22 protein-coding genes are annotated in these 21,381 nt (G+C 70.9%); 12 read left to right on the forward strand and 10 right to left on the reverse strand.

Translation table 11 applies throughout. From position 1 onward, the window contains the following. Positions 1–333 precede the first annotated feature (333 nt). From ACZ63J_RS02160 to ACZ63J_RS02170, 3 genes are read left to right on the forward strand one after another with little or no spacing between them, the layout of a single operon-like run. Entirely contained in the window at positions 334–1,359 is a 1,026-nt protein-coding gene (locus tag ACZ63J_RS02160; protein ID WP_465404560.1) for an amidohydrolase family protein, read from the forward strand. Next, positions 1,356–2,264, forward strand: coding sequence for an amidohydrolase family protein (locus tag ACZ63J_RS02165; protein WP_465404562.1), 909 nt, complete (start codon positions 1,356–1,358; stop codon positions 2,262–2,264). Before ACZ63J_RS02160 ends, ACZ63J_RS02165 begins: the two co-directional genes overlap by 4 nt. A gap of 28 nt (positions 2,265–2,292) precedes the next feature. Continuing rightward, positions 2,293–3,651: an MFS transporter gene (locus ACZ63J_RS02170; RefSeq protein WP_465404564.1), complete on the forward strand. Its 1,359-nt coding sequence runs from the start codon at positions 2,293–2,295 to the stop codon at positions 3,649–3,651. A 6-nt stretch (positions 3,652–3,657) separates the two neighbouring features. Here the strand turns inward: ACZ63J_RS02170 and ACZ63J_RS02175 are convergent, their stop codons facing one another. The 3 genes from ACZ63J_RS02175 to ACZ63J_RS02185 form a co-directional block, all read right to left on the reverse strand. Beyond that, on the reverse strand, positions 3,658–4,230 hold the full coding sequence (locus tag ACZ63J_RS02175; protein ID WP_465404566.1) for a TetR/AcrR family transcriptional regulator: 573 nt from the start codon (positions 4,228–4,230) through the stop codon (positions 3,658–3,660). A gap of 29 nt (positions 4,231–4,259) precedes the next feature. Continuing rightward, positions 4,260–5,093 carry an alpha/beta fold hydrolase gene (locus ACZ63J_RS02180; RefSeq protein WP_465404567.1) on the reverse strand — a complete coding sequence of 278 codons (834 nt, stop codon included), beginning with the start codon at positions 5,091–5,093 and terminating at the stop codon, positions 4,260–4,262. Positions 5,094–5,219: 126 nt separating this feature from the next. Continuing rightward, positions 5,220–6,452, reverse strand: coding sequence for an oxygenase MpaB family protein (locus ACZ63J_RS02185; protein ID WP_465404569.1), 1,233 nt, complete (start codon positions 6,450–6,452; stop codon positions 5,220–5,222). 149 nt (positions 6,453–6,601) lie between these two features. Between ACZ63J_RS02185 and ACZ63J_RS02190 the strand changes: the two genes are divergently transcribed. Then, positions 6,602–7,243 carry a TetR/AcrR family transcriptional regulator gene (locus ACZ63J_RS02190; RefSeq protein ID WP_465404571.1) on the forward strand — a complete coding sequence of 214 codons (642 nt, stop codon included), beginning with the start codon at positions 6,602–6,604 and terminating at the stop codon, positions 7,241–7,243. Here the strand turns inward: ACZ63J_RS02190 and ACZ63J_RS02195 are convergent. Continuing rightward, positions 7,240–7,617: a DUF6069 family protein gene (locus tag ACZ63J_RS02195; RefSeq protein ID WP_465404572.1), complete on the reverse strand. Its 378-nt coding sequence runs from the start codon at positions 7,615–7,617 to the stop codon at positions 7,240–7,242. The two genes, ACZ63J_RS02190 and ACZ63J_RS02195, sit on opposite strands and share 4 nt — an antisense overlap. 62 nt (positions 7,618–7,679) lie before the next feature. Between ACZ63J_RS02195 and ACZ63J_RS02200 the strand changes: the two genes are divergently transcribed. Beyond that, positions 7,680–8,168, forward strand: coding sequence for a MarR family winged helix-turn-helix transcriptional regulator (locus ACZ63J_RS02200; protein WP_465404574.1), 489 nt, complete (start codon positions 7,680–7,682; stop codon positions 8,166–8,168). A 12-nt stretch (positions 8,169–8,180) separates the two neighbouring features. Here the strand turns inward: ACZ63J_RS02200 and ACZ63J_RS02205 are convergent, their stop codons facing one another. Further along, complete coding sequence (locus ACZ63J_RS02205; RefSeq protein ID WP_465404576.1) at positions 8,181–9,494, reverse strand: MFS transporter; 1,314 nt, start codon at positions 9,492–9,494, stop codon at positions 8,181–8,183. A gap of 83 nt (positions 9,495–9,577) precedes the next feature. Then, positions 9,578–10,354, reverse strand: coding sequence for an NAD(P)-dependent oxidoreductase (locus tag ACZ63J_RS02210; protein WP_465404578.1), 777 nt, complete (start codon positions 10,352–10,354; stop codon positions 9,578–9,580). 75 nt (positions 10,355–10,429) lie between these two features. Between ACZ63J_RS02210 and ACZ63J_RS02215 the strand changes: the two genes are divergently transcribed. The 4 genes from ACZ63J_RS02215 to ACZ63J_RS02230 all read left to right on the forward strand — a co-directional run bounded on the left by ACZ63J_RS02215 (position 10,430) and on the right by ACZ63J_RS02230 (position 14,027). Next, the gene (locus tag ACZ63J_RS02215; protein ID WP_465404580.1) at positions 10,430–11,104 is read left to right on the forward strand and encodes a GntR family transcriptional regulator; all 675 of its coding nucleotides are present in this window, start codon (positions 10,430–10,432) and stop codon (positions 11,102–11,104) included. 202 nt (positions 11,105–11,306) lie between these two features. Next, a complete protein-coding gene (locus ACZ63J_RS02220; RefSeq protein WP_465404582.1) occupies positions 11,307–12,011 on the forward strand; it encodes a 4-carboxy-4-hydroxy-2-oxoadipate aldolase/oxaloacetate decarboxylase in 705 nt (234 codons plus the stop codon). Then, complete coding sequence (locus tag ACZ63J_RS02225) at positions 12,008–13,060, forward strand: 4-oxalomesaconate tautomerase (RefSeq protein ID WP_465404584.1); 1,053 nt, start codon at positions 12,008–12,010, stop codon at positions 13,058–13,060. Before ACZ63J_RS02220 ends, ACZ63J_RS02225 begins: the two co-directional genes overlap by 4 nt. Positions 13,061–13,070: 10 nt before the next feature. After that, a complete protein-coding gene (locus ACZ63J_RS02230; RefSeq protein ID WP_465404586.1) occupies positions 13,071–14,027 on the forward strand; it encodes a catechol 2,3-dioxygenase in 957 nt (318 codons plus the stop codon). Between the two features lie 6 nt (positions 14,028–14,033). Here the strand turns inward: ACZ63J_RS02230 and ACZ63J_RS02235 are convergent, their stop codons facing one another. The 3 genes from ACZ63J_RS02235 to ACZ63J_RS02245 are packed head-to-tail and all read right to left on the reverse strand — an operon-like array spanning position 14,034 to position 15,389. Further along, positions 14,034–14,681 (reverse strand): hypothetical protein, encoded by a 648-nt coding sequence (locus tag ACZ63J_RS02235; protein ID WP_465404588.1) that lies wholly within the window; start codon positions 14,679–14,681, stop codon positions 14,034–14,036. A gap of 25 nt (positions 14,682–14,706) precedes the next feature. Beyond that, positions 14,707–15,048: an SDR family NAD(P)-dependent oxidoreductase gene (locus ACZ63J_RS02240; RefSeq protein WP_465404590.1), complete on the reverse strand. Its 342-nt coding sequence runs from the start codon at positions 15,046–15,048 to the stop codon at positions 14,707–14,709. Between the two features lie 5 nt (positions 15,049–15,053). Continuing rightward, positions 15,054–15,389 carry an SDR family oxidoreductase gene (locus ACZ63J_RS02245; RefSeq protein WP_465404592.1) on the reverse strand — a complete coding sequence of 112 codons (336 nt, stop codon included), beginning with the start codon at positions 15,387–15,389 and terminating at the stop codon, positions 15,054–15,056. 71 nt (positions 15,390–15,460) lie between these two features. On the opposite strand from ACZ63J_RS02245, the gene ACZ63J_RS02250 reads away from it, so the two are divergent. Together ACZ63J_RS02250 and ACZ63J_RS02255 are read left to right on the forward strand one after the other, a co-directional pair. Then, the gene (locus tag ACZ63J_RS02250) at positions 15,461–16,378 is read left to right on the forward strand and encodes an RNA polymerase sigma-70 factor (RefSeq protein WP_465404594.1); all 918 of its coding nucleotides are present in this window, start codon (positions 15,461–15,463) and stop codon (positions 16,376–16,378) included. A 70-nt stretch (positions 16,379–16,448) separates the two neighbouring features. Beyond that, the gene (locus ACZ63J_RS02255; RefSeq protein ID WP_465404595.1) at positions 16,449–17,564 is read left to right on the forward strand and encodes a DNA alkylation repair protein; all 1,116 of its coding nucleotides are present in this window, start codon (positions 16,449–16,451) and stop codon (positions 17,562–17,564) included. Here ACZ63J_RS02255 and ACZ63J_RS02260 read toward each other — a convergent pair. Beyond that, on the reverse strand, positions 17,561–19,441 hold the full coding sequence (locus ACZ63J_RS02260; protein ID WP_465404597.1) for a primary-amine oxidase: 1,881 nt from the start codon (positions 19,439–19,441) through the stop codon (positions 17,561–17,563). The two genes, ACZ63J_RS02255 and ACZ63J_RS02260, sit on opposite strands and share 4 nt — an antisense overlap. A gap of 111 nt (positions 19,442–19,552) precedes the next feature. Here ACZ63J_RS02260 and ACZ63J_RS02265 point away from each other — a divergent pair, with 111 nt between their 5' ends. Next, positions 19,553–21,367 (forward strand): TetR family transcriptional regulator C-terminal domain-containing protein, encoded by a 1,815-nt coding sequence (locus tag ACZ63J_RS02265; RefSeq protein WP_465439286.1) that lies wholly within the window; start codon positions 19,553–19,555, stop codon positions 21,365–21,367. Positions 21,368–21,381: the final 14 nt, after the last annotated feature.

A 21,381-nucleotide genomic window follows, 5' to 3' on the forward strand; every position in this document is an offset into this window, starting at 1 on the left:
CTCGATCGGCGCAGCGGCGTACCGCACCGCGCAGTGGCGGGCGTGGCCCAGCGCGGCTTGCCTTCGGTCTTGCTCGCCTCCGGGCCTCGATCGACTGGTCTCCGCTGCCGCAGCGCGGGCGCGGCTTGCATCCATCCTCGCGGCACCTCCAGCAAGCTCGCTGATCGCCGCCGCAGGGACCGCCCGGGCCGCCGCTGCCCACCCCCACCGCAAGATCGTCACCGCCCGTCCCCACCACCCACCCTCCGTCACAACCTCGTCGCAGATATTGTCAACAATTTCATCAACGATTAGTGTGCGAGTATCAAGCATGCGGAGCGACGAGGAACACCAGTGATCATCGACTGCCACGGCCACTACACCACCGCCCCACCCGCCCTCGCGGCGTGGCGCGACCAGCAGGTCGCCGCCCTCGACGGGGCCGGCCCCGCCCCCGCCCGGGCCGACCTGCGCATCAGCGACGACGAGCTGCGCGAAACCGTCGAGCCGAACCAGCTGCGGCTCATGGACGAGCGCGGCATCGACCTCACCATCTTCTCGCCGCGGGCGTCGTTCATGGCCCACCACGTCGGCGGCTTCGAGACCTCGGCGCAGTGGGCGTCGATCTGCAACGAGCTCTGCCACCGCGTCAGCACCCTCTACCCGGACCGGTTCGTCCCCGCCGCGATGCTCCCGCAGTCGCCCGGGGTCGACCCCGCCACCTGCCTCCCCGAGCTGACCCGCTGCGTGGAGGAGTACGGCGCCGTCGCGCTGAACCTCAACCCCGACCCGAGCGGCGGCCACTGGACGGCCCCGCCGCTCACCGACCGGTCGTGGTACCCGATCTACGAAAAAATGGTCGAGTACGACATCCCGGCGATGGTGCACGTCAGCACGAGCGTCAACCCCGCCTTCCACACCACCGGCGCGCACTACCTCAACGCCGACACGACCGCGTTCATGCAGCTCGTGCAGGGTGACCTCTTCGCCGACTTCCCGACGCTGCGGCTGGTCATCCCGCACGGCGGCGGCGCGGTCCCGTACCACTGGGGCCGCTTCCGCGGCCTCGCGATGGCGCTCGGCAAGCCGGAGCTCGAAGACCACCTGCTGGGCAACGTCTTCTTCGACACCTGCGTCTACCACCAGCCGGGCTCGGACCTGCTCTTCGACGTCGTCCCGGCGCGCAACATCCTGTTCGCGTCCGAAATGGTCGGTGCCGTCCGCAGTGTCGACCCGCGCACCGGCCACCACTTCGACGACACCCGCCGGTACGCTGAAGCCGCGAAACTGTCCGAAGAGGACTGGGCCGCGATCCGGGAGCACAACGCCCGCGCCGTCTACCCGCGGCTGGACGCCCTCCTGAAGGGACAAGGCCGATGACCAAGACGCCCGGCTGGCTCGACTGGTACGCCGATCCGTCCACACCGGACTTCGAGCTGCCGTTCGGCGCCGTCGACGCGCACTGCCACGTCTTCGGCCCGCAGCAGGAGTTCCCGTTCGCGCCGGAGCGCAAGTACACACCGTGCGACGCAAGCAAGGGCCAGCTCTTCGGACTGCGCGACCACCTCGGCGTCGCGCGCAACGTCATCGTGCAGGCCACCTGCCACGGCGCCGACAACTCCGCCATGCTCGACGCCGTCCGGGCGGCGGACGGCCGGGCGCGCGGCATCGCGACCGTCCGGCCCGGAGTGACCGAAAGAGAACTTCGCGAACTCGACGCCCAAGGCGTCCGCGGCGTGCGGTTCAACTTCGTCAAACGGCTCGTCGACGCTTCGCCCCACGAGGACCTGACGACGATCGCGAAGAAGATCGCCCCGCTGGGCTGGCACGTCGTCCTCTACTTCGAGGCCGCCGACCTGCCCGACCTCGAGGACTTCTTCGGCGAGCTCCCCACACCGCTCGTGATCGACCACATGGGACGCCCCGACGTCACGAAACCCGTCGACGGCCCGGAGTTCGCGAGGTTCCTGGAGTTCGTCGACCGCAACGACGTCTGGGTCAAGGTGAGCTGCCCCGAGCGCCTCACGGTGACCGGCCCGCCGGCGCTCGACGGCGAACGGCACGCCTACACCGACGTCGTCCCGTTCGCCCGGCGCGTCGTGGCCGGGTTCCCGGACCGCGTGCTGTGGGGCACCGACTGGCCGCACCCGAACCTGAAGAACCACATGCCCGACGACGGCCTGCTGGTCGACTACGTCCCGCAGATCGCCGAAACCACCGAGCAGCAACGAAAACTGCTCGTCGACAACCCGATGCGCCTCTACTGGCCCGGCGAAACCGCCTGAAACCCCTGAAACCCTTGAAGGGCATGCAATGCAGCACGCCAACGCGCTGAACCGGCTGAACCGGTTGCCGATCTCGCGGTTCCACAAGATCACCCTGCTCGCCGTCTCGTTCGCCTACTTCTTCGAGTTCGCGGACATCAACAGCTTCGCCACCACGGCGCCGAAGCTGATCAAGCTCTGGGGTGTGACGGTCGACCAGGTCGCCTACGTCACCTCGTTGTCGTTCGTCGGCATGTTCTTCGGCTCGGTCATCGCGAGCAAGCTCGCCGACCGCTGGGGCCGCAAGAACGCTCTGATGTGGACGACCGTCTGGTTCGGCGTCTTCTCCTTCGCCGCGGTGTTCTCGTGGGACATCGTGTCCCTCGGCGTTTTCCGGATCCTGACGTCGGCGGGCCTGTCGGCGATGACGGTCGTCGCGGTCATCTACGTCAGCGAGCTGTATCCGGCGGCGAGCCGCGGCAAGTACCAGGCGTACGCGATCGTGATCGGCATCTGCGGCACGCCGGTGACCAACCTGATCGCGAGCGCGGTGGTGCCGATCAACTCCTGGTCGTGGCGGCTGGTGTACCTGTGGGGCGCGCTCGGGGTCCTGCTCGTGCTGTTCACGCGGCACCTGAAGGAGTCGCCGCGCTGGTACGAAAGCCGCGGCGAGCACGCCAAGGCGGACGCGGTGCTGCGGGAGATCGAGGAGCAGGTCGCGGCGGAGAAGGGCCCGCTGCCCGAGCCCGCGCCGCCGATCGAGGAAGCCCCGGTGGGCAAGGCGCCGCTGCGGTTGCTGCTGCAGAAGAAGTACCTGTACCCCACGCTGCTGCTGACGGTCCTCTGGGTGACGCAGACGATCGGCTTCTTCGGTTATTCGAGCTGGGCGCCGACCCTGCTGGCCAAGGAGGGCTTCAGCGTCGAGAAGTCGGTGTTCTACGTCGCCCTCACGACGGTCGGCGCGCCGCTCGGGTCCTACCTGGCGGCCCTGGTCACCGACCGGTTCGAGCGCAAGTGGTGCCTGGTCGCGTTCGGCACGGTCATCGCGTTGTGCGGGCTGTTCTACGGGCTGACGTTCAACCCGATCCTGATCGTCGTCTTCGGCTTCTTGGTGAACCTGTTCGAGCGCGGGTACACCGCGCTCGGGTACGCGTACTCGCCGGAGCTGTTCGACACGCGCGGCCGGTCGCTCGGGACGGGCGTGTCCTACGGCCTCGGCCGGCTGTCGAACGCCGCCGGGCCGTTGGTGGTCGCCGCGCTGTACAACGGGAGCGGCTACCAGAGCGTGTTCCTGTTCATCGCCGGCACCTGGCTGGTCGGCGCGGTCGTGCTGGCGATCTTCGGGCCGCGGACCCGGCAGGCGCGACTCAAGCCCGCGGCTTCGGAGGCGGTGCCGACCGCGCCGTGAGCCGGCTCAGCGCAGGAGCGTCCCGAACACGATCGTGAAGAACGCGGCGAAGGCCGAGCCGTCCTTGGCGGTGCGTTCGCCGACGATGGCGCCTTCCCAGGCGTTGACGAGGAACCGGCCCAGGACCTCCGGGTCCTGGGCCGTCGTCACGGACCCGTCGGCCTGGGCCTCCCGGATGGCGTCGGCCACGGCGACCGTCCAGCTCTCGAAGCTCGTCACGAGGCCGTCGCGGATGGCGGGGCTGTGGTCGGCGGTCTCGGTGCTGAAGTTCCCGAACACGCACCCGCGCTCGTAGCCGTACTTCTCGATGTCCGCGGCCAGGAACTCGAAGTGGGCGCGCAGCCGGGCCAGCGGCGCGACGGACCGGTCCGCCAGCTCCGGCACTCGCCGGGTGGCGCCGTAGCGCTCCATCACGACCAGCGCGAGCGCTTCCTTGCTGGCGAAGTGGTTGTAGAACGAGCCCTTCGGCACGCCCGCGCTGTCGGTGATGAGCTTGACCCCGCAGGCGTTGTAGCCGTGCCGGTGGAACTGCTCGTACGCGGCGTCCACGATCTGTTCGCGCACGCTGGCCCTGGCCATCCGGATCTCCTCTTCCGCCGCCGCGCCGGTCAAGCCGACGGGACCGGCGCGTTCGCCTGCCACCAGGCGGTGATCGCGCGAGCGTAACCGTCCGCGTTCTCCTCCCACGCGAAGTGGCCCGCGTCGATGAGGTCGAGCCGGCTGTGGGGCAGCCGCTCGTGCAGGTACTCGGCGTTGGCCGGCGGCACCACGGGGTCGTTCTTCCCGGCGAGGATCTGGACCGGCGTCTTGATGCCGGGCAGCAGCTCGCCCAGGACGGGCAGCTCGGCCGGGTACGCCCGCACGTAGGGCATCTGGTCGACGAACCGCTGGCCCCAGTAGGCCGCGAGGTAGTCCTCGCGCACGACCTCGGGCAGCTCGTAGCCCTCGATGTTGTCCAGGGCGACCTTCACGACGTCCTTCGGGCCCAGCGCGCGGTAGGGCGCCAGGTCTTCCGCGCGGACCCACTCGTCCAGCACACCGCCGAGGTTCAGCGGCACCGATGTCCCGCCGGAGCCGACGGTGACGCTGCGGAACCGGTGGGGATGCGCGGCGGCGGCGAACAGAACGGCGCCGGTGCCGACGTCCGGGCCCACGACGTGCGGCTTCGCCAGTCCGAGCTCGTCGGCGATCCGCACGACGAACTCGCCCATCGCGCGGGGCGACAGCAGGTCTTCGCGCAGCTCGGAGTGCCCGAAGCCGGGCAGGTCCACGGCGACCAGGTGCGCGTGCTCGGCCAGCCGCGCCCAGCTCGCGTCGTAGGCGAACAGGCTTTCCGGCCACGGACTCAGCAGCAGGGCCTCGGCCTCGCGCGGCCCGTCGCTCTCGGCGTAGCGGATGGACAACCCGTCGATGCTGCGGAACCGGGGCTTGATCTCGCTCATGTCCTCGTCCTTTCCCTGACCTGATGTCATCCAATATGACCGGTCGTCTTAAGGACGTCAAGCGAGGTGACGCAGGGAACAGGGCGGCACCCGGCGAGCGGTCGGCCTGCTCGCCGGGTGCGTGGGTCAGGCGGGCCGGTTGGTGTCCGGGATCTCGATGCTCACGGGTTTCCCTTCGGACAGGTAGAACATCAGGAGCTGCCGGACCGCTTCGTCGATCGTCCAGGCGATCGGCGGGATCAGCGGCAGCGGGACGAGCTTTTCGCGCAGGGCCACGAACTGCGGGAAACCGGTGCGGATCAACGGGTCCCAGACCGGCTCGCGCGGCACCTGCACCCAGTCGGCGACCTGCTCGCCGGCCACGTAGCGGGTCAGCGCGTTGAGCAGGGGCCGGGCCAGGGGTGCGCCGGCGCCGGCCGCCTGGCTCGCCATCGTGAGGAGCGTGTCCGCCAGCGAGATGCCTTCCGGCGTCGGGCCCATGACCGGGTCGAGGATCTGCCGGGACTGCGCCTCGGCCGCCTCCCACGACGCCGGGATGTACTCGTCGAGGACGCCGAGCATGTGCGCGTTGACCTGCCACAGGTGCAGGAACGCGGCGGACTCCGCGGCGCTGACCGGCGCCCGCCACGCGGTGAGCTTGCGCATGACGAACGTCGGCAGGCTGTGCCAGGTGACGAGGATTTCGTTCTGGCTGATCGGAATCCGCCCGCCGCCGGTGCTCGACCAGCCCGGTGACTGCGGCAGCAGGTGCCGGACCGCGGCGTGCACCAGCCGTGTCTTGACCGCCGTCACCATGATGTGGCCGTCGGGCTGGTAGGCGTTCAGCTCGTGGAGGTCGACGCCGAGCTTGGTCGTCTTCGCGATGCGGTCCTTCATGTCCGCGCCGCCTTTGGAGTAGTAGACGGCGCGGGCCTCGCCGGGGATGGCGGTGCTCATCATCCCGCTGCCCAGCCCGTACCCGAGCAGGAGATAGGTGCCCTTGGTCTGGGTGAAACCGGCCGCCCGGGCCAGTTTCGCGCGGTCGGCCCACGCGGGCAGCTGACGCGCCTTCTCGATGAACGCCCGCAGGTCTTCCGGCAGCCCCGCCGGCAACGGCTGGTCGTTGCGGTTCCACGTCCTCAGCAGCGCGTTGACGCGGGCGACGTCACCCCGCTCGATGATCGACGCCACCAGGGGATCCGCTTCCTCGTCCCACACCCAGCGCGGATCGGCGCCGGTGCCCGAGCCCGCGACCGAGCCGGCCGGTCCCCATGTCCAGTCCGCCAGCGCCCGGACCGGGGCCGCGGCGCCCAGCGAGGCCAGCGCGCCCAGCGCCCCGCCGCCCGCGATCAACATCTTCCGCCGACTGAGTCCGTCCATGCGCCGAGCTCCTCTTCGAGTCTGCGATGCTCCTGGATGATACGGTGATACGCTCGACGTAATCGCGTATCTTCACCAGGAGAGCACAGGCCGGCGCGGCAGGACAGGACCAAACGGGGGTGACGGTGGAACCGGTACGATCCGGCGGGATGACACCGGGCCCGGAATCACTGCTGGAACGCGCGCTCGCCGAAGCCGTCGGCCCCGCCGGCGACCACGACGAGATGACCGAGCGCGTGCTCGACGGCGCCTTCGAACAGTTCTGCCGCATGGGGATCCGGCGCTCGACGATGGAAGACGTCGCCAAGCGCGCCGGGGTTTCCCGCATCACGGTCTACCGGCGCTTCGCGACCAAGGACGCGTTGGTGGAACACGTCGTGCGGCGGGAGTTCCGCCGGTACTTCGACCAGTTCCTGATCGACATCGAGCAGGCCACCACCGCCGCCGACCGGGTCGTGCTGGGATTTGCCAGCGCACTGCGCGCGATTCGGAGCAACCGCCTGATCGGCGGGCTGATGGCGGTCGAGCCGGATGTGCTGGTGCCGGCGATGATCAGCGACGGCGGGCACACCCTCGCTGCGGTGCAGCGGTTCGTCGCGGGTCAGCTGCATCGCGAGCAGGCCGCGGGAACCGTCTCCGCCGAGGTGGACGTGGAGCTCGTCGCGGAGCTGATGGCCCGCGTTTCGGCGTCGTTCCTGGTGACGCCGAGCCATGTCGTCGACCTCGACGACGACGAGCAGGTCCGTGCGCTGGCCCGGAAGTTCCTGGTGCCGATGCTGGAAGCGGACTAGGCGCGGCGCATCGCGGTGACCACCGCGGTCGCGACGACGAGGTGCATCAGCATCAGCCCGACGACGTTGGCCGCCGTCGCGCCGGCCGTCAGGAGCAGGACGTCCGGGATCCAGGTGAGGACGAGCACCGCGGGCACGACCACGCGCAGGGCCCTCGGCGCGCGCCGGGCGATCAGCGTCCAGCCGACCGCGCCGAGCAGGACGCCGACGACCGTGGCCGGCAGGTACGAGGCGGGGGAGAGGCCCATGCCGATGCCGCCGTCGTCGAGCGCGGCGGCCACCAGGTAGATGGCGGTGTTCACGGCGAGGGCCGCCAGCGCGGCGACGCCGAGCCGGAGAGCGACGGCCGAAGTGGGTGTGGCAGCGGTGGTCATCGCTCCTCCTTGGGTTGCGTGTTAAACCCAAGATAGGTTGGGTTGCGTGTTAAAGTCAAGCGGTGGACAACGGACAGCAGCAGGTCGAGTGGCTCGACAGCCGGCAGGAACGGGTGTGGGTCAACCTGGCGAAGGTCCTGCTCAACCTGCCCGGGGCGCTGGAAAGCCAGCTCCTGCGCGACGCCGACCTCACGCTGCTCGGGTACATGATCCTGGCCCGCCTGGCGGTCGTGCCCGAAGAAACACTGCGGATGAGCGAAGTCGCGGAGATGGCGAACGGGTCGCTCCCGCGGATTTCACACGCGGTCGCGCGGCTCGAAGACCGGGGCTGGGTGACGCGGACGGTGTGCACGGGGCAGGGCCGGCGTTTCACCGTGGCGAAACTGACCGAGGCCGGTCGCGCGCACCTCGACGCGTCGGCGCCGGCGCACGTGGCGAACGTCCGCCGGCTGGTCGTCGAGCCGCTGGGGGAGGACTTCGAGCAGTTCGGGGACGCCATCGAGCGGGTCGTCGAGGCACTCGGGTTGCCGACGAAGTTCCTGCGGCAGTAGTTTTCGGCGCGGTCAAGCGTTCTGCGTTGCCGGGACGTGGCTGCGGTGGGCTTTCTGGCGCACCAGAGCCACCATCACCGCGCCGAGCAGGCCGGCGACCGCGAAGACGGCGAAGCCCAAAGTGGACAGTCCACTCGCGACCAGGATGCCGCCCAGCCACGGCCCGAACACCGCGCCCAGCCGGCCCACCCCGGACACCCAGCCCAGCGCCGTGGCCCGGCTGTCGGCGGGGTAGTAGGCGCCCACTGCCGCGTAGATCAGTGTTTGCGCGCTGAACAGCCAGGCGCCGGTGAGGAACACGACCACGTACGTCACGGCGAGCGGCATGCGCAGCGCCAGCAGGCCGACCCCGCACGCGGTGAGCGCGAACCAGATGATCGCGACCGGCCGCGCGCCGAAGCGGTCCGCGAGCCGGCCCGCGACGAGCATGCCCGCGATGCCGCCGAGGTTGATCACCAGCAGGAAGCTGATCGCGGAGCCGAGGTTGTAGCCGTTGCCGCGCATCATCGTCGGCAGCCACGTGTTGACGCCGTAGACCAGCAGCAGCCCGGCGAAGGAGGCGATCCAGAACAGGAGCGTCGTCAGCCGGACGGCCGGGGTGAACAGGCCGCGCAGGCCGCCGCGGCGGTCGACGGCCGGCTCCGGCGCGAACGCCTCGAGCGGCACCGCGAACTTGGCCGCGATCGCCTGTGCGCGTCCGGTTTTTCCCTTGGCCAGCAGGAACGTCAGCGACTCCGGGAGCAGGATGGCGATCGCCGGGAGGACCGGGACGAGCAGCAGCGCGCCGAGCCAGTACACCGAACGCCAGCCCAGGGACTGGACGAGCGTCATGCCGAGCGCGCCGGCCAGTGCGCCGCCGGCCTGGTGGGCGGTCATCACCGTGGTGACGGCGAGGTTCTTGCGCCAGGCCGGCGCGTACTCCATGACCATCGCGATCGCCGACGGGAGCAGGCCGCCGAGGCCGAGGCCGGCGACGAACCGGGCCGCGCCGAAGAACTCGACCGTGGGGGCGGCGGCACAGGCGGCCGCGGCGAGCGAGAAGACGGTGACGCCGGTGATGATGATCTTCCGGCGGCCGACGCGGTCAGTGATGATGCCGGAGGTCAGGGCGCCGAGCATCATCCCGAACGTCGTCAGGCTGCCGATGGTGCCGCCGCTGACCGGGGTCAGGCCGAACTCCTTGTCGGCCAGCACGCCCGGCAGGGTCGCCCCGTAGACGAACAGGTCGAGCCCGTCGAGCAGGACGAGGACCCAGCACAACGCGGTCACCCGGAGGGACAGCCGGACCGATGCGGCGGCGGGGCCGCTGGTGACTTGTGCAGACATCTTCGTCCCTTTCGTCCGGGGGTGCGAAGGTGTCCGAAACTACATCGGCTGAGATATTGAACACAAGACTCGCGGCAAGATTGTTAACAATCTTGTGGGTCGGTTAGGTGTGAAAGTTGGTTACGAGCTGCGCCGGCGATGTCTGCGCGGACGCCGAGCTCGCCGAGCATCTCCGCGGCGGCCGCCATCTCGGCGGTGCGGCGGACGGCGTGCTTGAAGGAGCCGTCGACCAGTCTGTCCACAGTGGACGCGCCAGCGCCGGTGAGCTCGTCGACGATGATCTTGCGCAGCCAGTCTTCGCAGCCCGCGGCGCGGGCGGCCAGCAGAGCCTCGACGACCGAGGCGGACATGCCCTTGAAGAAGACGCTGCGCAGCAGCTTGCGTTCGGCGGCCAGCCCGGCCTCGCCGGCCATCACCTCGACCGCCGCGCCAAGGGTGTTCAGCGTGGTGGCGACGGTGTCGGCCGCGGCGCCGGTGGCGAGCATCGGGACCCGCAGGCCGCGGCCCGGGACCGGCGCCATGATCGCGACGTCCGCGAACGGCACGCCGTGGTCCGCGGCGATGCCGGCCAGCCTGCGCTTGGTGCCGGGGGAGGCGGTGTTGAGGTCCGCCCAGGCCGCGCCGGGTTTGATCCCGGCGAGGCCGGCTTCGAGCGCGTCGACGGCCGCTGCCGAGCTGTTCACGCTGAGCACCAGGTCGGCGCCGTCGGCGGCTTCGGCCTCCGAGCCGGTGGTGACCACCCCCTCGGCGGCGGGAATGGCGGGGTCGTACCCGCGCACGACGGCCCCGGCGGCGGCCAGGTCCCGGGCGAGCGCGCTGCCTGCCTCGCCGAGTCCCAGTACCGCGATGGTTCCGGTCATAGCAGAATCCTCTCTACAAGCTACGATCGAGTACACGATGTTCTCGACAAAATTGTCAACAAACGGAGTCGGGGTATGACCGAGAGTGCTGCGGACCGGCAGCCGGGGGAGCGTTCCGTGGTGGCGGCCATCCGCGACGCGATCGTCCGCGGCGAGTTCGTGCCCAACCAGCGGCTGGTGGAGGCGGACCTGTCCGGCCAGTTCGCCGCGAGCCGGGCGACGGTGCGGGCCGCGCTGATCGAGCTGACGAACGAGGGGCTCGTCGAGCGAGTGCAGAACCGCGGCGCCCGGGTGCGCGCGGTGTCGCTGGAGGAGGCCGTCGAGATCTCCGAAGTCCGGATGATGCTCGAGTCGCTGTGCGCGGCGAAGGCGGCTGAGCGCGTCAATGACGCCGAGGTCGGCGAGCTGAAGGAGCTCGGCGAGCGGATGCAGGCGGCGGTGGCGACCGGTGACGTCGTCGGGTATTCGGGTCTCAACCAGCGGCTGCACCGCCGGGTCCGCGAAATCAGCGGCCAGCACACCGCGGCGCAGGTGCTGGAGAGGCTGCGTGGGCAGAGCGTGCGCCACCAGTTCCGGCTGGCGATGCGCCCGGGCCGGCCGCAGGTCTCGCTCCCGGAGCACCTGGCGATCATCGACGCGATCTGCGCGCACCATCCCGAGCGGGCGGCCGAGGCGGCGCGGGTGCATTTGGCCAGCGTGATCGAGGCCCTCAAGGCGGCGGACGCGGAGGTCTCCCCACTCCACCCGTGATCCGGCTTGGTGTGGCGACGTGAGTGACTCATCTGTGGCGCCTGGTGACCTGAATGAGTCCCTCACTGCGGTGGCTGGAGGGCAGGCAAGGCACCGCCCGAGGCCGCTCTCTCCCTGTTCGCAGCCTCTCCACCACTCCGCCCACCATCATCCTCACCAAAATTGTTGACAATTTCGTCAACCGAACCGTACCGTATCCCGTATGAAGCCCGTCATCGTCACCGATCCGCCGCGTGCCGACCTCGAGCAGGTGACTCGCCTCGCCGGCTATGGCGTTGCCACCGTTCACGAGGCGCTCGGCCGGTCCGGGCTGCTCGGCTCCGAGCTGCGGCCGATCCAGGACGGCGTGCGCGTCGGTGGGACCGCCGTCACCGCACTGTGCTGGCCCGGGGACAACCTGATGATCCACGCCGCCGTCGAGCAGTGCCGGGAAGGCGACCTCCTCGTCGTCACCACCACTTCGCCCTGCGCCGACGGGCTCTTCGGCGAACTCTTCGCCACCGCCCTACGCCACCGCGGCGTCCGCGGCCTGGTCACCACCACCGGCGTCCGCGACGTCGCCGAGCTGCGGGAGCTGGGCTTCCCCGTCTGGTCGGCGGCCGTCAGCGCCCAGGGCACCGTGAAGGCGACCGCCGGCGCGGTGAACGTCCCCGTCGTGCTCGGCGGGCAGCTCGTCCGCCCCGGCGACGCAATCCTGGCCGACGACGACGGAGTCATGCGCGTCCGCCGCGAGGACGTCCAAACAGGACTCGAAGCGAGCCAAGCCAGGCTCGAAAAGGAAGCCGCCGCAAGGGAAGCCTTTGCGAACGGCCAGCTCGGGCTCGACCGCTACGGCCTGCGCGAGAAGCTCGACAGCCTGGGCGTCCGGTACCTGACCGCCGAGGAGTACGGGAAGGAGCAGGCATGACCGGCGTGCGCTGCATGCTCATGCGCGGGGGAACGTCGAAAGGCGCCTACTTCCTCGCCGAAGACCTGCCCGCCGAGCCGGCCGAACGCGACGACCTCCTGCTGCGCATCATGGGCACCCCGGACCCGCGCCAGATCGACGGTGTCGGCGGCGCCCAGCCGGTCACCAGCAAGGTCGCCATCGTCTCGACGGCCGCCGAACCCGGCCACGACGTCGACTACCTGTTCCTGCAGCTCGGCGTCGAGGAACCGACCGTCTCAGACCGCCAGACCTGCGGCAACCTGCTCGCGGGCGTCGGCCAGTTCGCCGTCGAGCGCGGGCTCGTGGCCGCCGGCCAAGAGCGCACCACCGTGCGTGTGCGGCTGCTCAACACCGGCACCGTCGCCGTCTCGAGCTTCGCCACTCCCGGCGGCGAAGTCGACTACCGCGGCGGCACCGCCATCTCCGGCGTGCCCGGCACCGCCGCCCCCGTCGAGCTGGACTTCACCGAGACCGAAGGCTCGGTCTGCGGCAGCCTGCTGCCCACCGGCAACGTCCGCGACGACGTCGGCGGCATCGAAGTGTCCTGTGTGGACAACGGGATGCCGGTCGTCGTCGCACGCGCCGAAGATCTCGGTGTCACCGGCTACGAAACCACCGACGAGCTGGCCGACCCCGCCCTCGCCGAACGCATCGACACCCTCCGCGTCGAAGCCGGGAAGCTGATGGGCCTCGGCGACGTCAGCGGCAGCTCGATCCCGAAGACCACCCTCGTCGCCGCGCCCCGGGACGGCGGCGCGATCTGCACGCGGACGTTCATCCCGGTCAAGCCGCACCCCTCGATCGGCGTCCTCGGCGGCGTCAGCGTGGTGACGGCGTTGCTGCTCGACGGCGCCGTCGGCAGCGAGCTCCTGGAACGCGGCGAGCCCGTCGAAATCGAGCACCCGAGCGGGAAGCTGGCCGTCGGCATCGAGCTCGACACCACGGTGACCCCGCCCCGGGTCCGCCGCTCGACGGTCATCCGCACCGCGCGGAAACTGTTCGACGGCACCGTTTTCCCGCGCTCCTGAGGAGACAGCCATGCCCGATCCCTCACCTCGCCACGAAATCGCGCACCTCGGGCACGTCGAACTGCGCACCCCGGAGCCGGAGAAGAGCCTGGACTTCTTCGTCCGCGTGCTCGGGCTGACCGAAAACGGCGCCGACGGCGACTCGGTGTACCTGCGCACCTGGGACGACTACGAGCACCACAGCCTGAAGCTCACCGCGGCCAAGACCTCCGGCGTCGGGCGGACGGCGTTGCGCACCTCGAGCGAGGACGCGCTCAAGCGGCGCGTCGCCGCCCTGGAGGAGCGCGGCCTCGGCATCGGCTGGGTCGACGGCGACACCGGCATCGGCCCGACCTACCTCTTCCGCGACCCGGACGGCCACGAGCTCGAGCTCTACTGGGAGACCGAGCGGTACGAGCCGCCCGAACACCTGCGGCCCGCGCTGAAGAACCAGGCGCAGGCGTACCCGGCGCGCGGGGCCGGCGTCCGGCGCCTCGACCACGTCAACTACCTGGCCCAGGCGGCGGAGACGAACGGCCGGTTCGTCTGCGACGTCCTCGGCGGCCGCGTGACCGAGCAGATCCGGCTCGACAGCGGCGTGATCTCCGGGCAGTGGACGCACTTCGCGCAGAAGTCCTACGACCTCGTCTACACCAACGACTGGACCAAGACGACCGGTCGGCTGCACCACATCGCCTTCGCTACGGACACGCGCGAGGACATCCTGCGCGCCGCCGACATCGCGCTCGACGCGGGCGTCCACATCGAAACCGGACCGCACAAGCACGCCATCCAGCAGACGTTCTTCCTCTACCTCTACGAACCCGGCGGCAACCGGATCGAGCTGTGCAACCCCACCGGACGGCTGATCTTCGCGCCCGACTGGGAGCCGGTCACGTGGACCGAAGCCGAGCGGGCCAAAGGCCAGGCGTGGGGCCTGAAGACGATCGAGTCGTTCCACACCCACGGCACGCCGCCAGTCGCCTGACCGCCGTCAGAGCCGGTCGTGCAGGAGCCCGGCGAGCACCGGGTAGACGTCCTGGCGCGTCGCCTGCAGGTCGAGGACCGCGAGGCGGGTCTGGCCGTGGGCCGCCTTGGTGACGAACAGCCGCACTTCGTGCTGCGGCGGGCCGTCGTTCTCGCGCTCGGGCAGTTCGCAGAGCCGGGTGTCCGGCGCGACGGCGGTGGCCGGCGCCGTGCACTCGCCGGTGAACCGCCGCACCGCCGTGTCCGGCTTCGTGGCGCCGGGGAAGGCCGTGACGAGGAGTTCGTAGGCGGTGGTGCTCCGGGTGAAGCTCGCGTAGTCGCAGCGGTACACGACCGGACGTGCCCGCTGGTCCGGTTTCGCCTCGACGGCGTGCGCGCCCCAGTCCGCGCCGATCGCCCGCGTGATGTCGGCGACGCCGAGGAACGGGCATGCCGAGGTGATCGCTTCCGGTGACGCCGGCGGTGGCGGCTGCGGAGTGGTGTGCGGCGCCGTCACCGGGCCGGGGCCGAGCGCGGGGGCGTCGGACGACCGCGGCGGCGTCGGGACCGGCGCCGCCGCGGTGGTGGCGGGTGGTGGTTTCGGCGAGTCCGGTGTGCAGGCCGAAACCGCGGTCAGCAGGCCGGCGACGGCGACGATTCCCCCAAGACGACGCATGCCGCCAGCCTACGTCGCGACGCCGTCACCAGGGCACGGAACCGTCCTCGCCGAGGGTGGCCAGGCGCACCACGGTCGCCGCGCCCTGCGCGGGGGTGAGGTGTCCGGTGTGGTTGTTGATGTCGGTGTCGACGAAGCCGGGGCTGACGGCGTTGACCAGGACGCCGTCCTTGCGCAGCTCGTTGGCGTACTGGACGGTCAGCGCGTTCAGCGCGGTCTTGGACGGCGAGTAGGCCGCCGACGCCGGGAGCCGCGTCAGCGGGCCGTCCGGATCACTCGCCAGGGTCAGCGACGCGGCGCCGCTGCTGACGTTGACGACGCGGGGCGCCGCCGAGCGCCGCAGCAGCGGCAGCACGGTGTTGGTCACGGTGATCACCCCGAAGACAGGAGCTGGTCGAGCGCGTCGGCGGGGGAGACGGGCCCGGAGCCGGTGATGCCGGCGTTGTTGACCAGCACGTCGAGGTGGCCGAAGCGCTCCTCGATCCACCGGGCGGCCGCCCGCACGGTGGCCTCGTCGGTGACGTCGAGGGTGACGGCGTGCGTGTCGCCGCCAATCGCCGCGGCGGCCTCCTCGCCGCGCCGTTGGTCCCGGGCGCCGAGCACGACGGTCATGCCCAGCGCCGCGAGCTGTCCGGCGGTCGCGCGGCCGATGCCCTTGTTCGCCCCGGTGACCAGCGCGACCCTCTGCTGTGTGGTGTGTTCACTCATGCTCCCGAGACGAAACGACCCCGTCGTTCTGTGACATGTCACAGCGAGCGGCGCCGGTTCGTCCCAGTGAGGTGACCCAGACCGAGGAGTTCGAAGACCTCCGCCCGCTGCTGTTCTCGATCGCCTACCGGATCCTCGGCAGCGTGAGCGAGGCCGAGGACGCGGTGCAGGAGACCTGGCTGCGCTACGAGTCCTCCGCGACGCGGCCCGTGTCGACCAAGGCGTTCCTGGCGGCGACGGTGTCCCGGATCGCGATCGACGTCCTGCGCTCGGCGCGGGTGCGGCGCGAGGAGTACGTCGGGCAGTGGTTCCCCGAGCCGCTGCCGGCCGATCCGTACGAGGACCCGGAACGTTCGGCGGAGCTGGCCGATTCGGTGTCGATGGCCGCCCTGTTGCTGTTGGAGCGGCTGAGCCCGCTCGAACGCGCGGTGTTCGTGCTGCGCGAAGTCTTCGGTTTCGGGTTCGCGGACGTCGCCGCGGCCGTGGGACGCTCGGAGGCCGCGTGCCGCCAGCTCGCGGTGCGGGCGCGTCGCCACATGGACGGCGGGCGCACGCGGTTCGCGGCGGACCGGCGCGAGCGGGATCTGCTGGCCGGGCGGTTCTTGGACGCTCTTCGTGATGGTGACGTCGATGGTCTGCGGGACCTGCTCGCCGCGGATGTCCACATGGTCGGCGACAGCGGGGGAAAGGCGCCGTTGTGGGGGCACGGCCTGTTCGGCGCGGAAAACGTGGCCCGGGTGCTGGCGGGGCTCGTCGCGCCGTTCGCCCGGATCGGCGGCTCCATCGAGGCGTGCGAGCTGAACGGCCAGTCCGGCGCGCTCTTCCGCGACCGGGACGGCTTGCTCGTCAACACCCTGGCCCTCGACGTCCTGGACGGGCGGGTGCGGGCGATCCGCGTGGTGCTCAACCCCGACAAGCTCGCCCACCTGGGTCCGGTGGCGGACGCCTGGGCGGTCGTCCGCGAGACGAACCGGGCCCGGCGGCGGTGAGCTCGCGGAAACTGTCGTACCCCCGTGTCATGATCGCCGTGCTCGACCCGCTGCCCGACCGGAGGTCTTCATGCCATTCGCCGACGAACTGATCGGCGCCCGCACCGTGCGCGATCTCGCGGCGGCCTTGCGCGTCGCGGTGCCGCGGTCGAAACCGGGTGCCGTCGCCGCCGCGGAGGCCGCTCTCGCGCCGTTGTCGCTTCGCGAGCGAAGTGACCTTCTGCGTGACGCGCTGCTTGAAGACCTGCCCGGTGACTACGTCTCCTTCGCCGCCACTATGCGCGTCGCGGCTAAGAAAGCGCCGACGTTCACCGGCTGGCTGATCTGGCCCGTCACCAGCGCGGTCGCCGTCAAGGCCGTCGAACAGGGGAGTGTTGAAGCGTTCGACGGCGCGCTTGCGTTGCTGGCGGAGCTCACGCCGCGGCTCACCTCGGAGTTCGCGCTGCGGATCCTGCTCGACCACGACCTCGATCGCGCGCTCGGCGTCATCATCGGCTGGACCGGTTCGGAGAGCCACGACGTCCGGCGGCTCGCGTCCGAAGGGACCCGGCCGATGCTGCCGTGGGCCGTGCGGGTGCCGGGGATCCTGGCCGAGCCGAAGGCGACCTTGCCGATCCTGAACGCGTTGTACCGCGACGAAAGCGAGTACGTCCGGCGCTCGGTCGCCAACCACCTCAACGACATCAGCCGCCGCGACCCGGCCCTGGTCGTGGCGACGGCCGCGGAGTGGCTGGCCGAACCGGGCGAAAACCCCGCTGCCACGGGGAAACTCGTGCGGCACGCGTTGCGCACGCTTGTCAAGCAGGGCCACCCCGGCGCGCTCGGCCTGCTCGGGTTCGCGCCCGCGCGCGTCGACGTCACCGGCCCGCTGCTGTCGGCGGACGCGGTGGCGATCGGGGCGGCGCTGACCTTCCGGGCCACCGTGCGCAACCTCGACGCCGAGCCCGCCCGCCTCGCGATCGACTACGTCGTCCACCACCGCAAGGCGAACGGCACCACGACCGGCAAGACGTTCAAGCTCACCACCCAGGTCCTCGGGCCGGGCGAGAGTTACGAGCTGAGCCGCGAGCACTCCTTCCGGGTGATCACCACGCGCCGCTACCACCCCGGCGCGCACGCGCTGGAGCTGCAGATCAACGGCGTCCGCTCCGGCCGGGCGGACTTCGAGCTGCTGGCGGGTCCCTAGCCGTGGCACGCGTTCCGGGTCGGCGGCACGTCGAGGGCGGGGTTGCGGTCGAAGAAGCCGACCGGCCGGAGCCGGAAGCCGGTGCGGTCGACGGGCATGATCGGCCAGTCCTCCGGGCGCGGGAAGTGCGTCAGCCCGAAGGTGTGCCAGACGACGAGGTCCTGGCCGTCGATGTCGCGGTCGGCGGCGACGAACTCCGGCAGCCCGGCGCCGCCCGGGTGCTGGTTGACGAAGTCGCCCGCCGCGTACCGCTGGGCGGGGTCGAACCGGGTGACCCACAGGTGCTTGGTCGCGAAGGTCGCGCGCCGGCTGATGGAGGAGTCCTCGTCGGCCAGCAGCTCGGGGTTTCCCTCCGGCAGCAAGGCGTACGCGACGGGGTCGCCGAGCCGGTTGCGCGAGACCGGGTTCGAGATGTGCCAGACGCGGCCCTTGCGGTTGTCGGCCAGGCGCTGGGCTTCGGACTCGGTGCGCAGCGGCGTGCGCCGCTGGGTGAAGGCGTTGCCGCGTTCGTTGCCCGGGCCGGCCGGCACGCGCTCGACGTCGACCTCCTCGACGAGGTTGGCCGGGCCGTCGACCATCATGTCCAGGCGCGCGCTGAACAGGTGCTGGTGGTACGGCGCGCCGAGGCCGGGCGCGAGCTGCGACGCGTAGGGGTAACCGGCGCCGGGGTAGGCCGAGGTGAACACGACGCCGGTCGCCTTGACCTCGCACTCGATGGTGCCGTCGAGGGAGAGGTACCAGTAGAAGCCGTAGTCGTAGTTGCCGACGGTGGTGAAGAACGACAGCACCATGCGGCGCTGGCGGCGGGTCTCCGCCGAGCCCGCCCAGAGGTCGGTGTGCTTCCAGAGGATGCCGAAGTCCTCTTCGTGCAGGCAGATCGCGTTCGGCAGCGTGCGGGGGTGGCCGGACTCGCCGGCGATCACCGCGTCGAGGTAGGTGATGTCGCCGACGCAGTCGCACCCCAGCTCGAGGGCGTTGGCGTACCGGCCGATCAGGTACTCGCCGGTGTCGAAGTAGTTCTGCCACGACCGGACCGGCGATGGGTCGCCGTAGGGCACGACCATCTCGGCGATCGACGCCCGGTGCACGATCGGGCGGCCGTCGAAGGTGATCTGGTGCAGCACCAGGCCTTCCCGGGCGTCGAACCCGATCCGCAGCGACCACTTCTCCCACTCGAGGTGGTGGCCGTCGAGGGTGAAGCTGGGGCCGTCGGGCTGGGTGATCTCGATCGGCTTCTGGGATGTCCGCGGCGGGCCGGTGACGGCGGGGTCGTCGAAGTTGCCCGACTCGTCGGGCACCGGCACCACGCCGGTGTCGATGACCTGGTCGACGGTTTTGGCCACGACGTCGACGTAGGCGACCAGGCCGTCGACGGGGTGGGCCCAGGGGTGGTCCTTCGGGTGGCGCTGGACGAAGGCGAGGCCGCGCAGGATGCGTCGGCCGACTTCTTCGGGATACTCGAACACCCCGGCCGAAAGCGGGGCGACGCGCACTTCGGCGACGTCGAGGTCGCGGGCGGCGAGCGCGGCCAGCCAGCGCTCGTCGGTGGCGAGGATCTGTTCCACCAGCCCGAACTCTTCGTCGAGGACCGGCAGCTGGCCGTCGGCCGCGGGGTCGAGCCGGCGTTCGGCGACGAGCTTCTCGGCGGTGAGGGAGACGAGGACGTCGTGACCGCCGTGCGCGGCGACGTCGTGCAGCAGCACCCGGGCGACGCGGTCGGCCGGCTGCCCGCCGTAGAGGGCTTCCTTCGGCGGCTCCTCGAGGCCGAGGTAGACCACGCGCGCGGTCGAGGGGAGCAGACCGGCGTCGGCGAGCACCTGCCGGGCGGCGGAGATCTCGTCGGCGGTCAGCGGGGCGAGCGGATGGACGTCGGACATCGGGCGGCTCCCTGTTTTCTCCACGTGTAGACTGAAGAGTGCGGCAAACCCGCCGCGAACACCAGGGCCGGCGGTCACTTCACCGGTACAGACGGCCCGGGGAGGTGCGCCGTGCCGAAGCAGATCGACCACGATCGGCGCCGCGCGGAGATCGCGGAGGCGACGTGGCGCCTGATCGCGAAGCGCGGCATCGAGGCGGCGACGATGCGGGAGATCACCGCGTCGCTGGGGATGGCGCACGGGGCGCTGAAGCACTACTTCCCGGACAAGAACGCGATCGTCAAGGCGGCGTTCACGCACGTCTTCGAGGCGACGAACGCCCGCATCGCCGGCCGGCTGGGCGCCGCGACCGGGCTCGAGGGGCTGCGGGTGTTCTGCCGCGAGGTCCTGCCCGCGGACGAGGTGACGGAGCTCGAGGCCCGGGTGGTGCTGCCGTTCTGGCAACGCGCGCTCGCGGAGGCGGAGCTGGAGTCGGTGTTCGTTGCGGCGATGACGGAGTGGCGCGGGAGGATGGCGGGGTTCCTCCGCGAGGGGCGTTCGGCGGGTTCGGTGGTGTCGCCGGTGGGGGACGAGGTGCTGGTGGAGCAGCTCCTCGCGATGCTGAACGGCTTGCAGGTGCACGCGTTGCTGACGCCTGGCGTGACAACACCCGAGTTGCAGCGGCGGGTGGTGGAGGCGTTTCTCGACGGCCTCGCCCCGCCTGCGGTTGTCGGTGAGTGGGGCGATTTCGCCGGTCGTGGGTCGGGCGGTGGTGCGGCCGGTTTGGCGGCCTTCGCCGGCGAGGACTCTGGCGGTGCGCGGGAAGCCGCAGCCATCGGCTTCGCCGGTCGCGAGGTGAGTCCGGCTGCGGTCGGCGTTGAGCCCGCGGTCCGGGACTTCGCCGATCGTGGGGCGGGTCCGGCTGCGGCTGGCGTTGAGGCTGGGGACGTGCTTGCGGTCGCGGATCTCGCCGATGGCGAGACGGGTCCGGCTGCGGCTGGCGTTGAGGCTGGGGACGTGCTTGCGGTCGCGGATCTCGCCGATGGCGAGACGGGTCCGGCTGCGGCTGGCGTTGAGCCTGGCAGCGTGCTCGCGGTCGCGAATCTTGCCGATGGCGGGGTGGGTTCGGCTGCGGCTGGCGTTGAGGCTGGGGATGTGCTTGCGGTCCCGGACTTGGCCGGTCGCGAGGCGAGCTCGACTGCGGCTGGCGTTGAGGCTGGGGACGTGCCTGCGGTCCCGGACTTCGCCGATCGTGGGGCGGGTCCGGCTGCGGCTGACATTGACCCTGGCAGCGTGCTCGCGGTCCCAGATCTTGCCGGCCGCGGGGTGAGTTCGGCTGCGGTCGGCATTGCGGCAGCGGAAGAGCCTGCGATCCCAAACCTGGCCGACGGCGGCCCGACCGGCATTGCCCAAGGTGCCCCGAGACGAGAGACCGCTGACTTTCTCTCCTTCGCCCACACCGCCGTCGACACCACCGCCGGTCGTCTTCCCGACACCGACCGGCGGGCCATGACGATGGTGCTCCTGCTGCACCGCGTTGCGAACACCGTCGTCTACGACCTGGAATCCACCGTGCACCGGCCCGCCGGGTGGAGCTGGTCGGCCTTTCGGCTGCTCTTCACCATCTGGGTCGCCGGGCCGCAGGAGGCCGGGCGGGCCGCCGAGGTGGCCGGGATGAGCCGGGCCGCCGTCTCCAGCCTCGCCAAGACCCTTGATGCCGCCGGGCTCGTCGACCGGGCGCCCGATCCGCGGGATCGCCGGGGCGTCGTCCTGTCCCTCACGAAAACCGGGAAGCGGCGGCTCGAAGCCACCTTCCGCGAGCACAACCGGCGCGAATCATGGTGGGCCGAACTGCTGAACCCCGACGAGCTGAGCGCGATCAACACCCTCCTGGCCGCGCTCGCCGAACGAGCGCAGGCCCAGGACTGGGTCAGTCACCGGCTCTGATTAAACCTTTTAGT

The organism is Amycolatopsis sp. NPDC104863 (genome assembly GCF_055582965.1).